This is a genomic window from Sphaerimonospora sp. CA-214678 (assembly GCF_050942215.1).
Classification (GTDB): Bacteria; Actinomycetota; Actinomycetes; order Streptosporangiales; family Streptosporangiaceae; genus Sphaerimonospora.
Genome location: NZ_CP192056.1, coordinates 4,078,897 through 4,091,250, shown reverse-complemented (window position 1 = coordinate 4,091,250; position 12,354 = coordinate 4,078,897). Strand labels below are relative to the sequence as shown.

Genomic DNA, 12,354 nt, shown 5'->3' with positions numbered 1-12,354 from the left:
TTGATCGTCAACCCTCGGCTCGCCGTGCTCTACGTCGGCGACCAGAGCAGAACCCTGGAGTTCCTGGTCGAAACGCTCGGCTGCGAGCCGGTGGTGGACGTGCCGCACGGTGACGGCGGACGCTGGATCGAGGTCCGCCCGCCCGGGGCGCAGACCTGCGTGGCGCTCGCCGCCGTCGATCCGGACGTCCTGGCGGCGCTGCACGCCCGGGCCGGCCGGATGGCCATCGGCTGGTTCGACTGCGACGATCTCGACGCCACCTGCGACGACCTGCACGCGCGTGGCGTGGAGTTCGTCGTGGAGCCGCAGGCCACGCCCTGGCGCGAAGGCGGCCGCTGGGCGCAGATCCGCGGCCACGACGGCAACCTCTACGGGCTGACAGAGCGCGGCCGCTGAGAGGGGCGTCCGGCGGATCCGGGCGCCGGTCGACTGTGCGCTTTCCTCAGTCGCACACTCGCCGGCGCTCGGGCGGCCGCACCTCGCAGCGCACCCGTGCCTCGGCCTCGGCGTCGATCCGCCGGACCTCCGCCTCCGTGAGCCGGGTCACCGCCGCGATGTTCGCGTAGGCGAGGCCGAAGGCATGGCGCAGCAGGAACACCACGCGCTCATCCCGCCCCAGCGCGTCGATGACGGTCGAGAGGGCGGCCGAGATCGACTCGGCCACCATGATCTCGGGCTCGTCACGCAGCGGCCCGGGGAGCCAGGGACCGACGCGGGATCCGGCGTCGGACCGCGCGGCGCGCAGGCGGGTGAGCGCCAGGACGGTGGCGATCCGGAGCAGCCCGACGGGGGAGCGCGGCGCGGGGCCGCCGGCTTCGGCCAGCCATCGTGCGCGGGTCTCCCGGACGACCTCCCCGGCCTCCCCGTCGTCGCCGAGCACGCTGAACGCCACCGCGTGGAGCAGCGCGGCGTGCCGCTGGAAGATCTGATCGGCACAGGGCTCTTCGGCCGATGGCTCCGGAGATTGCCCTGCACCCATGCGCCCTCCCTGCCGACGGTCCCATCCGGCGGTCCGTCCCGCCGGCCGGGCTGATTTTCGAAACAGTGCGTACCGCTGTGGAATGCCGTCATATGCCGCTTGTTGCCGTAATTTACCCCGTGATGATCCTCCGGCCCAGCTTTTCCGCCGCCGGTCCTTTGACATCCGCGCCGCCATGCGCTCTCATCGGAGGACGTACCGCCTTAGCAATGAGACGCGCGCCGCGGGTCGAATGTGAGATGCGCCACCCGGCATACCTGATTTGCCAGGTGAGGCTCTTTCGTGGCTGCCCTCGTGGCCGCGGGATGTCACTTTCACCCCGGTCCGTTTCGTCTTTCTTATAGCTGGGGCCGGCCCGGCTGTCGCTGCCAGGACTTCGCGTAGTCGCCCCTCTTACGCACAGCGAGGTGATTCCCTTGGCCTTCGTTCCGGATGCCTATTACAGCGACCCCAGTGCCTGGCGGATCGCCATGGAGGCCAGCGCGGGGACGATCTCGATGATGACGTCGGACGAGCCGAAGGTCCTTTACGAACTGCCGCGCTTTCACGGTTCCTTCTATTTGAGCCGTCATGGACTGCTGGCGGGATTCACCCTGCGATTGCCGCTGCCCGTGCGCCCCGCGTGGCTTCGCGAGGAATCGGAGCCCGTGTTGTGCTGGGAGTCGATGGAACTGTGGGCGGATGACGCCCGGAACAGGGTCGCCGGCCGCGCCCTGCTGCGACTCGGGCGGCGTGAGATCGTCACCGCGGTGTCCGGGCTGTGCGTCGAGGTGCCGGTCGGCCGGTCCGGCCGGCCGTACCTGAAGATCGTCCTGGAGGCGGTGTTCCCCTCCGTGAGCCTGCGCTGGCCGCCGCAGGCGCGACAGCGGCTGCGTCCCGTGATGCTCAAGCTGTTCAGCGAGATCCGTCCGGCCTAGCCGGCCGTCAGGCCTGGCATGCGGGACTCGGGCCGCGCTCCTCAGCGGAGCGCGGCCCGAGGGTGAACCACCCGCTCCCCAGGGGACCGCGGGCCCGGAGCGCGTCTCCGGACCCGCTACGGGGATCCTCAGCGGGTCAGCGTGCGGGTGTCGCCGCCCGTGTGGGTGCCGCCTTCCGCGCCGATGGCGGCGTCCCCGCCCTCGCCCGGCCCGTGGCCGTTCCCGAGGGGGATCTTCTCGCCTCCGTAGGCTCGGGACATCCGGGACCGCAGCCTGCCGGCCGGTCCACGCCGTCCCCTCGCCGGGATGCCGTCGCCCGCCGGCGGCGCCGGCAGCGTCGGTACCGGCTCCTTGCCGCGAAGGTGCGCCTCGACGTCCTCGTGCAGCGTCGAGTGGACCTCGACGTACCGGCCGTCCGGCATCCGCTTGATCACGCCGGACTCCACCCCGTGTGCGATCAGCGCGGCGTCGGAGCGCTGGAGGCCGAGGCAGACGCGATAGGTGATCACGTATGCCAGGGCCGGAGCGAGGAACACCAGCACCCGTCCCGCGTACGTGGTCGCGTAGAGGCTGACGCGGAAGTTCGTCGAGATGATGTCGTTGGCGCCGAACAGCCAGAGCACGCCGTAGAACGCGATCGCCGCCATGCCGATCGACGTGCGGTGCGGGTTGTTGCGCGGGCGGTCCGCGATGTGGTGCTCGCGGTCGTCCCCGGTGATCCAGCGTTCGGCGAAGGGATAGAGCGCCATGCCCACGGTGACGATGCCCAGCGGCAGGAGCGCCGGGATGATCACGCTGAGCGGCAGCGTTCCGCCGTGTGCGGCGCCGAACAGGTTGATCTCCCACGCCGGCATGATGCGCAGCGCGCCTTCGAGGAAGGCCAGATAGAAGTCGGGCTGCGAGCCTGCGGAGATGTCGGCGGGACTGTACGGACCGTACAGCCAGACCGGGTTGATCTGCGCGAAGGTGCCCAGGAGGGCGAGCACGGCGAAGGTGAACGTGAAGTAGGCGCCGGCCTTGGCCATGAAGGCCGGGTAGAACGGCGCACCCACCACGTTCCGGTTCGTCCGGCCGGTGCCGGGCATCTGGGTGTGCTTCTGCACCCACATGAGCACCATGTGGGCCGAGACGAGCGCCAGGATGATGCCCGGGATGAGCAGGATGTGAATCGAGTAGAACCGCGAGATCACGTCCTCGCCCGGATACTCCCCGCCGAACAGGAAGAACCGGAGATAGGTGCCCACCACCGGCAGCGAGATGATCACACCTTCGGTGACCCGCAGGCCCGCACCGGACAGCAGGTCGTCGGGGAGAGAGTAGCCGGTCAGTCCCTCGGCCAGCGCCAGCGTGAGGAGCAGGATGCCGATCAGCCAGTTGAGCTCGCGCGGCTTGCGGTAGGCGCCGGTGAAGAACACCCGCAGCGCGTGCGCCATCATCCCGGCGATGAACAGCAGGGCCGCCCAGTGGTGTAGCTGGCGGATGAGCAGGCCGCCGCGGACCTCGAAGCTGATGTGCAGCGTCGACGCGTAGGCCTCCGACATCATGACGCCCTTCAGGGGCGCGTAGGGGCCGTTGTAGACGATCTCACCCATGCCCGGCTTGAACCAGAAGGTCAGGAACGTTCCGGTCAGCAGCAGGATGATGAACGAATAGAGCGCGATCTCCCCCAGGAGGAACGACCAGTGGTCGGGAAAGATCTTGCGCATGTTGCGCCTGACGAAGCTTCCTGCGCCCAGCCGTTCGTCGAGGAAGGTCGCCGGCCCGGCGGCGCGCCTCGGAACGGATTTCAGCTCGCTCATGCGTGGTCTCCGCTCCGCCTGGCTCCGGCCTCGGCGTGCGCCACTCCGCCCAGCACACGGTGGACGACTCCCGACAACAGGTTTCCACTGTTCTCGAAGTCCGCCACCGGAGTGGGTTCCGCCTCAGTCACCACGGGCATACCGCCTCCTCGTCGTCTCCTTCCGCTATAGAGACGTGCCGGATGCCGAAGACGTGACAACCGGCTGCGCGGCGGCCGCAGGAAGATCCGTTGAGCCCGGTGGGAGAGGCGTCAGCCGGTCCTGGCGATCGCGGCGACGAAGGCGCCGGTGAGCTCGATGAGGGTGGCGGGAGCCGTCTCGATCTGCAGGCCGCGCCGGCCGGCGGAGAAATAGACGGTCTCGAACCCGAGCGCCGACTCGTCGACGACCGTGGGCAGCTGCCTGCGCTGGCCGAGCGGGCTGATGCCCCCGACGACGTATCCGGTGACCCGCTCCACCTTGGCGGCCTCGGCCATCGTCGCGCGTTTGCCGTGCAGCGCGGAGGCGAACGCCTTCAGGTCCAGCTTGGCCGCGACCGGGACCACGGCGACGGCCAGCCCCCGCTCGGTCTCGGCCACCAGAGTCTTGAAGATCCGCTCGTACGGCACGCCGAGCGCGTCGGCGGCCTCCTCGCCGTACGCCTGCGCGCCGGGATCGTGCTCATAGGGGTGGAGAGTGAAGCCGGCCCCGGCGTTGGCCAGCGCGACCGTCGCGGGAGTGCCCTGCCCGCCTCTGCCCTTGTTGGTCCTGCCCACGTCCGGAAGCGTAGGGCACGGATCCTCCCGTGATCGGCTTCCCCACCGGAGCGGTAGATTTTTCCGGCGGATTTTCGGTACCGTGGAGATCCCGGTCGAGAGGCGCTGCAACGGGCTGAGGCCCGCCACGCTCGGCCGGGCGACGTATCGTCAAGGGCGCCTCCCGACAGCCGGGAGGTGACCGGTGAACACACGTTCAGAGCACGACGACGACCGAGCCGAGGATCGTACACAGCGGCTGCGAGAGCTGTTCGACCAGCGTATCGCGGTGCTCGACGGCGCGTGGGGGACGATGCTCCAGGGCGCAGGGCTCACCGCGGACGACTATCGCGGGGAGCTGCTCCGCGACCACCCGCGTGACGTCGCGGGCGACCCCGACCTGCTGAACCTGACGCGGCCGGACATCATCCTCGACGTCCACCGGCGATATCTCGCCGCGGGCGCGGACATCACCACGACGAACACGTTCACCGCGACGAGCATCGGCCAGGCCGACTACGGACTGCAGTCGCTGGTGCGGGACATGAACATCCACGGCGCCCGGCTGGCACGGCAGGCGGCGGACGAGGCCGGTGGGCGTTTCGTCGCCGGGTCGGTCGGGCCGCTCAACGTCACGCTTTCGCTCTCTCCCCGCGTGGACGACCCCGCCTACCGCGCGGTGGACTTCGACCAGGTCCGTGAGGCGTACGCGGAGCAGATCCAGGCGCTGGCCGAGGGCGGCGTCGACCTGCTGCTGATCGAGACGATCTTCGACACGCTCAACGCGAAGGCCGCGATAGCGGCGGCGCGCGACGTCGCCCCGGACCTGCCGCTGTGGATCTCGGTCACGATCGTCGACCTGAGCGGGCGCACGCTGTCGGGGCAGACCGTCGAGGCGTTCTGGCGCTCCATCGAACACGCCGATCCGCTGGTCGTGGGCGTGAACTGCTCGCTGGGCGCGGAGGAGATGCGCCCGCACGTCGCCGAGCTGTCCCGGCTGGCCGGCACCTACACGGCCTGCCATCCCAACGCGGGGCTGCCGAACGCGTTCGGCGGATACGACCAGACTCCGGAGGAGACCGGCCGGCTGCTCCGCGAGTTCGCCGAGTCGGGCATGGTCAACGTCGCCGGCGGCTGCTGCGGCACGACACCCGAGCACATCGGGCGGATCGCGGAAGCGGTGTCCGGCCTGCCGCCGCGTGCCGTCCCCACGCCGCCGGCACGCCCCCGGTTCAGCGGGCTCGAGCCGTTCGAGATCGGCGCGGACACCGGTTTCGTGATGATCGGAGAGCGCACCAACGTCACCGGGTCGAAGCGCTTCCGCCGCCTCGTCGAGGCCGACGACTACCAGGCGGCCGTCGACGTCGCGCTGGACCAGGTGCGCGGCGGGGCCAACGTGCTCGACGTCAACATGGACGCCGACCTGCTCGACGGCGAGCTGGCGATGACCACGTTCCTAAACCTGATCGCCACCGAGCCCGAGGTCGCCCGCGTGCCGATCATGATCGACAGCTCGCGGTGGAGCGTGCTCGAGGCCGGGCTCAAGTGCGTGCAGGGCAAGGGCATCGTCAACTCGATCAGCCTCAAGGAGGGCGAGGGCCCGTTCCTGGAGCAGGCGCGGCGGATCCGGGACTACGGCGCCGGCGTGGTCGTCATGGCCTTCGACGAGCGCGGCCAGGCCGACACCGTCGAGCGCAAGGTGGAGATCTGCGGCCGCGCCTACGACCTGCTCACGCAGCAGGCGGGATTCCCCGCCGAGGACATCGTGTTCGACCCGAACGTGCTCGCCGTCGCCACCGGCATCGCCGAGCACAACGGCTACGCCAAGGCGTTCATCGACGCACTGCCGCTCATCAAGGAGCGCTGCCCCGGGGTGCGGACCAGCGGCGGCATCTCCAACCTGTCGTTCTCCTTCCGCGGCAACGACACCGTGCGTGAGGCGATGCACTCGGCGTTCCTCTTCCACGCCGTACGGGCCGGCCTGGACATGGGCATCGTCAACGCCGGGCAGCTCGCCGTCTACCAGGACATCCCCGAGGACCTGCTGGAGCTCGTCGAGGACGTGCTCTTCGACCGGCGGCCCGACGCCACCGACCGGCTCGTCGCCTTCGCCGAGACGGTCAGCGGTACGGCGGCCCGCCGTACGGTCGACCTGGGCTGGCGCGACGCGCCCGTCGAGAAGCGCCTGGCGCACGCGCTCGTGCACGGCATCGTGGACTTCATCGAGGCCGACACGGAGGAGGCCAGGCAGGGGGCGGCCCGCCCGCTCGACGTGATCGAGGGGCCGCTCATGGACGGCATGAAGATCGTGGGCGACCTGTTCGGCTCCGGGAAGATGTTCCTGCCGCAGGTGGTCAAGAGCGCGCGGGTGATGAAGCGCTCGGTCGCCTACCTGGAGCCGTACATGGAGGCCGAGAAGGAGCAGGCCCAGCTGGAGTCGGCCGAGGTCGTCAGGGGCAACGGAAAGATCGTGCTCGCCACCGTCAAGGGCGACGTGCACGACATCGGCAAGAACATCGTGGGCGTGGTCCTCGGCTGCAACAACTACGAGGTCGTCGACCTCGGCGTCATGGTTCCGGCGAGCGTCATCCTCGACACCGCCGTGGCCGAGGGCGCCGACGCCGTGGGCCTGTCCGGCCTGATCACCCCGTCGCTCGACGAGATGGTCAACGTCGCGGGGGAGATGCGCCGCCGCGGACTGAAGCTGCCGCTGCTGATCGGCGGCGCCACCACCTCGCGCCAGCACACCGCCGTCCGCATCGCCCCCGCCTACGACGGCCCCACCGTCCACGTGCTCGACGCCTCCCGCGTGGTGGGCGTCGTGTCCGACCTGCTCGACGAGGAGCGCGCCGGCGAGCTGGTCACGCGCAACCTGGCCGAGCAGGAGCGGCTGCGCGAGCAGCACGAGAACCGGCGGCAGACCCCGCTGCTCTCCCTCGCCCAGGCCCGAGCCAACCGCGAGCGGGCCGACTTCGCCGACCTGCCCGTCCCGGACTTCACCGGCGTCCGCGTCGTCCGGCCGGACCTGACGGAGCTGCGCGCGATGATCGACTGGCAGTTCCTGTTCCTCGCCTGGGACCTGAAGGGCAAGTTCCCCGCGATCCTCGACCAGCCGGTCGCCCGCGAACTCTACGACGAGGCGCTGGCCCTGCTCGACCAGATCATCGCGGGGGAGCGGCTGCGGGCGCACGGCGCCTTCGGCTTCTGGCCCGCCCACTCCGAGGGCGACGACATCGTGCTCGAGACCACCGCAGCGGGCGGGGACGGCGTCGTACGCCTGCCGATGCTGCGCCAGCAGACCGTCAAGCCCGAGGGCCGGCCCAACCGGTGTCTCGCGGACTACCTGGCTCCCGCCGGGGACCACATCGGCGGGTTCGCCGTCGCCGTCCACGGAGCCGACGAGCTCGCCGCCGAGTTCGAGGCCGAGCACGACGACTATCGGGCGATCATGGTGAAGGCACTGGCCGACCGGCTCGCCGAGGCGTTCGCCGAACACATCCACCTGCAGGCGCGGCGCGCCTGGTTCGAGCCCGACGCCGACCCGCGCATCGAGGACCTGCACGCCGAGCGCTTCCGCGGCATCCGCCCGGCCCTCGGCTACCCCGCCTGCCCCGACCACAGCGAGAAGCGGATCCTGTTCGAGCTGCTCGACGCCGGGCAGGTCGGCATGGGCCTCACCGAGTCCTGCGCGATGACCCCGGGGTCCGCCGTCAGCGGACTGATCTTCGCCCACCCCTCCTCGCGCTACTTCACGGTCGGGCGGATCAACCGGGACCAGGCCGAGGACTACGCCGTACGGCGCGGCCTCGCCCTGACCGAGATCGAGCACTGGCTGCGCCCCAACCTCGCCTACAACCCGGAGTAGTCCCCCGAGCCCGCAGGGACGTCGCGGCTGGGCGAGGGTGTGCCCTCGTCTCGGCGCGGCATGCGGCGTGGCGTCGCCCGGCCGGCGGCCGGTCTCTCGATACCGGAGAGACCGGCCGCCGGCCTTGTCGCCTGCCGCCGGGAAGATCGCCTTCGGCATGCGGGCCGCCCCTGTCAAGCGGTGGTCATTCGCGGGGCGAGACGGTGCCCGCATGGTGGACGGGAAGCCGGACCGCTCGCCGGTTCTCCGTAGACTGTTATGGTGATTTCCCGTATCGACCTGCGCGGCTCCCTGCCGGGAGACCTGCGCGCCGTGCTGCCCCGCGCCGAACTCGACGTCGAGGCCGCCCTGGAGAGGGTGCGGCCGATCTGCGAGGAGGTGCGCCATCGCGGTGCGGCAGCCGTACGGGAGCTGACCGCGAAGTTCGACGGCGTCGAGCTGGACAGGGCCCGCGTGCCGGTCGCCGAGATCGACCGCGCGCTGGCCGCCCTCGACCCGAAGGTGCGCGCCGCGCTCGAGGAGTCGATCAGACGGGCCCGCCTGGTCCACCGCGACCAGCGCCGCACCGACACCACCACGAACGTCGTGCCCGGCGGCACGGTCACCGAGCGGTGGGTGCCGGTCGGCCGGGTCGGGCTGTACGTGCCCGGCGGCCGGGCCGTCTACCCCTCCAGCGTGGTCATGAACGTGGTCCCCGCCCAGGAGGCGGGAGTACCCTCGCTCGCCGTCACCTCGCCCGCCCAGGCGGACTTCGGCGGCCTGCCGCACCCCGCGATCCTCGCCGCGTGCGCGCTGCTCGGGGTCGACGAGGTGTACGCCGTCGGCGGCGCGCAGGCCGTGGCGATGTTCGCCTACGGCACCGAGGAGTGCCCGCGTGCCGACATGGTGACCGGGCCCGGCAACATCTGGGTCGCCGCGGCCAAGCGGCTGCTCAAGGGCCGCATCGGCATCGACTCCGAGGCCGGGCCCACCGAGATCGCGATCCTCGCCGACGAGACCGCCGACCCCGTGCACGTCGCGGCCGACCTGATCAGCCAGGCGGAGCACGACGTCATCGCCGCCTCCGTGCTGGTCACCACCAGCCCGGAGCTGGCCGACGCGGTGGAGAAGGAGCTGCCCGGCCAGGTGGCCGCGACCCGCCACAGCGAGCGGATCACGCAGGCGCTGGCCGGCCGGCAGTCCGGCATCGCGTTGGTGTCGGACATCGAGGACGGGCTGAAGGTCGTCGACGCCTACGCCGCCGAGCACCTGGAGGTCCAGACGGCCGACGCCCGGGCCGTGGCCGCCCGGGTGCGCAACGCCGGGGCGGTCTTCGTCGGGGCGTACGCCCCGGTCTCCCTGGGCGACTACATGGCCGGGTCCAACCACGTGCTGCCGACCGGCGGCTGCGCCTGCCACTCCTCGGGGCTGTCGGTGCAGACGTTCCTGCGCGGCATCCATGTCGTCGACTACACCCGTGAAGCGCTCGCCGAGGCCGCGCCGTACGTCTGCGCGCTCGCCGACGCCGAGGACCTGCCCGCACACGGCGCCGCCATCCGCGCCCGGTTCGACTGGAACATTCCCTCATGACCCTTGACGATCTGCCGCTCCGCGACGATCTGCGCGGCAAGAAGCCGTACGGCGCGCCGCAACTCGACGTGCCCGTCCAGCTCAACACCAACGAGAATCCCTACCCGCCGCCGGCGGCGCTGATCGACGATCTCGCCCGGGCCGTACGGCACGGTGCCGCCACACTCAACCGCTATCCCGACCGGGACGCGGTCGAGCTGCGCAAGGACCTCGCCGACTACCTCGGTAACGGCCTGACCGCCCGGCAGGTGTGGGCGGCCAACGGGTCGAACGAGATCATCCAGCAGATCCTGCAGGCGTTCGGCGGTCCGGGGCGTTCCGCCATCGGCTTCGAGCCGTCCTACTCCATGCATCCGATCATCTCGGGCGCCACCGGCACCCGCTGGATCGAGGCCGCCCGCGACGAGGGCTTCGCGATCGACCCCGAGGCCGCCGTCGCCGACATCGACCGGCACCGTCCCGACGTGGTCTTCCTGACCTCCCCGAACAACCCGACCGGTACGGCGCTGCCGCTCGACGTGATCGAGCACGTCCTGCGCGCGGCGCCGGGCATGGTGGTGGTCGACGAGGCCTACGCCGAGTTCGCCAGGGAGGGCACGCCGTCGGCGCTGGCCCTGCTGTCCGGCCACCCCCGGCTGATCGTGACGCGGACCATGTCGAAGGCGTTCGCCATGGCCGGGACCCGGCTCGGGTACCTGGCCGCCGACCCGGCCGTCATCGACGGGCTGCTGCTGGTCCGCCTGCCGTATCATCTGTCGACGCTGACCCAGGCGGCCGCGCGGGTCGCGCTCGCGCACCGTGCCGGGCTGCTCGGCACGGTCGACGCGCTGCGCGCCGAGCGCGACGCCACGGTGGACTGGCTGCGCGGGCTCGGCCTGACGGTCGCCGACTCGGACGCGAACTTCGTGCTGTTCGGGCGGTTCCCGGACCGGCACGCCGTCTGGGAGGGGCTGCTGGAACGCGGGGTGCTGATCAGGGAGACCGGCCCGGACGGCTGGCTCAGGGTGACGATCGGCACCCGGGAAGAGATGGCGGCCTTCCGTGCCGCTCTGGAAGGGGTCCTCCAATGAGTAACGAGCGTCGTGGCCGGGTCGAGCGCGGCACCAAGGAGACGTCCGTGCTGGTCGAGGTCGGCCTCGACGGCACCGGCGTCGTCGACGTCTCGACCGGCGTGGGATTCTTCGACCACATGCTGGCCCAGCTCGGCAAGCACGGGCTGTTCGACCTGACCGTGAAGACCGAGGGCGACCTCCACATCGACTCGCACCACACGATCGAGGACACCTCCCTCGCGCTGGGCGCCGCGTTCCGCGAGGCCCTGGGCGACAAGTCGGGCATCCGGCGGTTCGGCACCGCGTCCTGCCCGCTCGACGAGACGCTCGCCCAGGTCACCGTGGACCTGTCCGGCCGGCCGTACCTGGTGCACACCGAGCCGGCGGGCATGGCCCCCATGATCGGGCCGGAGTACGACACGACGATGACGCGGCACATCCTGGAGTCGTTCGTGGCCCAGGCGGCCGTCTGCCTGCACGTGCACGTGCCGTACGGGCGCAACGCCCACCACATCGTGGAGGCGCAGTTCAAGGCCCTCGCCCGGGCCCTGCGCGAGGCCTCTGAGCCGGACCCGCGGGCGAGCGGGGTGCCCAGCACCAAGGGCGTGCTCTGATGACCCTCGCCTCGGTGGGGATGATCTTCGTCGGTCTCTTCCTGATCGGCGGGGTCATCTCCGGCGTGCGGCAGGGCATCAAGGCCCTGGCGGTGCTGTCCGGGGTCGGAGCCGTGCTGGCGATCACCGCGGGGGTGCTGTGGTGGGAGTGAGAAACCGCGTGGTCGTCCTCGACTACGGCTCGGGCAACCTCCGCTCGGCGGAGCGGGCGCTGGCCAGGGCGGGCGCCGAGGTGACGGTGACGGCCGACTTCGACGCCGCGATCGAGGCCGACGGCCTGGTGGTCCCGGGGGTCGGCGCGTTCTCGGCCTGCATGGAGGGGCTCCGGCGGGTGCGCGGCGAGCAGATCATCGGCCGCCGCCTGGCCGGCGGCCGCCCCGTGCTCGGCATCTGCGTCGGCATGCAGATCCTGTTCGAGAAGGGCGTCGAGCACGGTGTCCACACCCCCGGCTGCGGCGAGTGGCCCGGGGTGGTGGAGCGCCTCGACGCCCCGGTGCTGCCCCACATGGGCTGGAACACCGTCGCCGCTCCCACCGGCGGTGTCCTGTTCCGGGGCCTGGACGCCGGCGCCCGCTTCTACTTCGTGCACTCCTACGGGGTGCGGGAGTGGCGGCTGGAGGCCGGCCCGGGCTTCGCCGAGCCCCTCGTGGCCTGGTCCGAGCACGGTGGACCATTCGTGGCCGCCGTGGAGAACGGGCCGCTCACGGCCACCCAGTTCCATCCGGAGAAGTCCGGCGAGGCGGGAGCCGTGCTGCTGTCGAACTGGCTGGACAGGCTGTGAGAACGCTGTGAACCTGTCTTGAGCGGGACCCGTCCTAATCGTAG

12 protein-coding genes and 1 riboswitch are annotated in these 12,354 nt (G+C 71.1%); of the genes, 8 read left to right on the top strand and 4 right to left on the bottom strand.

Features of this window, described 5'->3' with window-relative positions; translation table 11 throughout:
- Complete coding sequence (locus ACQP1K_RS18350; protein WP_433496931.1) at window positions 1-396, top strand: VOC family protein; 396 nt, start codon at window positions 1-3, stop codon at window positions 394-396.
- 46 nt (window positions 397-442) lie between these two features.
- Here the strand turns inward: ACQP1K_RS18350 and ACQP1K_RS18345 are convergent, their stop codons facing one another.
- Entirely contained in the window at window positions 443-979 is a 537-nt protein-coding gene (locus ACQP1K_RS18345) for a sigma factor-like helix-turn-helix DNA-binding protein (protein WP_433496930.1), read from the bottom strand.
- A 416-nt stretch (window positions 980-1,395) separates the two neighbouring features.
- Between ACQP1K_RS18345 and ACQP1K_RS18340 the strand changes: the two genes are divergently transcribed.
- Window positions 1,396-1,896 (top strand): hypothetical protein, encoded by a 501-nt coding sequence (locus ACQP1K_RS18340; protein WP_433496929.1) that lies wholly within the window; start codon window positions 1,396-1,398, stop codon window positions 1,894-1,896.
- A 128-nt stretch (window positions 1,897-2,024) separates the two neighbouring features.
- Here the strand turns inward: ACQP1K_RS18340 and qcrB are convergent, their stop codons facing one another.
- The 3 genes from qcrB to ybaK form a co-directional block, all read right to left on the bottom strand.
- A complete protein-coding gene (qcrB, locus tag ACQP1K_RS18335) occupies window positions 2,025-3,695 on the bottom strand; it encodes a cytochrome bc1 complex cytochrome b subunit (RefSeq protein WP_433496928.1) in 1,671 nt (556 codons plus the stop codon).
- Entirely contained in the window at window positions 3,692-3,835 is a 144-nt protein-coding gene (locus ACQP1K_RS18330) for a hypothetical protein (protein WP_433496927.1), read from the bottom strand. Before ACQP1K_RS18330 ends, qcrB begins: the two co-directional genes overlap by 4 nt.
- 111 nt (window positions 3,836-3,946) lie before the next feature.
- Window positions 3,947-4,450 carry a Cys-tRNA(Pro) deacylase gene (ybaK, locus tag ACQP1K_RS18325; RefSeq protein ID WP_433496926.1) on the bottom strand — a complete coding sequence of 168 codons (504 nt, stop codon included), beginning with the start codon at window positions 4,448-4,450 and terminating at the stop codon, window positions 3,947-3,949.
- 91 nt (window positions 4,451-4,541) lie between these two features.
- Window positions 4,542-4,619: riboswitch (S-adenosyl-L-homocysteine riboswitch) on the top strand.
- Window positions 4,620-4,634: 15 nt separating this feature from the next.
- On the opposite strand from ybaK, the gene metH reads away from it, so the two are divergent.
- The 6 genes from metH (at window position 4,635) to hisH (ending at window position 12,310) form a co-directional block, all read left to right on the top strand.
- Entirely contained in the window at window positions 4,635-8,294 is a 3,660-nt protein-coding gene (metH, locus tag ACQP1K_RS18320) for a methionine synthase (RefSeq protein ID WP_433496925.1), read from the top strand.
- Between the two features lie 261 nt (window positions 8,295-8,555).
- Window positions 8,556-9,863 carry a histidinol dehydrogenase gene (gene hisD, locus ACQP1K_RS18315; RefSeq protein WP_433501579.1) on the top strand — a complete coding sequence of 436 codons (1,308 nt, stop codon included), beginning with the start codon at window positions 8,556-8,558 and terminating at the stop codon, window positions 9,861-9,863.
- Window positions 9,860-10,933, top strand: coding sequence for a histidinol-phosphate transaminase (locus ACQP1K_RS18310; RefSeq protein ID WP_433496924.1), 1,074 nt, complete (start codon window positions 9,860-9,862; stop codon window positions 10,931-10,933). Before hisD ends, ACQP1K_RS18310 begins: the two co-directional genes overlap by 4 nt.
- Window positions 10,930-11,529, top strand: coding sequence for an imidazoleglycerol-phosphate dehydratase HisB (gene hisB, locus ACQP1K_RS18305; RefSeq protein WP_433496923.1), 600 nt, complete (start codon window positions 10,930-10,932; stop codon window positions 11,527-11,529). Before ACQP1K_RS18310 ends, hisB begins: the two co-directional genes overlap by 4 nt.
- Complete coding sequence (locus ACQP1K_RS18300) at window positions 11,529-11,681, top strand: hypothetical protein (protein ID WP_433496922.1); 153 nt, start codon at window positions 11,529-11,531, stop codon at window positions 11,679-11,681. Before hisB ends, ACQP1K_RS18300 begins: the two co-directional genes overlap by 1 nt.
- On the top strand, window positions 11,678-12,310 hold the full coding sequence (gene hisH / locus ACQP1K_RS18295) for an imidazole glycerol phosphate synthase subunit HisH (protein ID WP_433496921.1): 633 nt from the start codon (window positions 11,678-11,680) through the stop codon (window positions 12,308-12,310). Before ACQP1K_RS18300 ends, hisH begins: the two co-directional genes overlap by 4 nt.
- Window positions 12,311-12,354 lie beyond the last annotated feature (44 nt).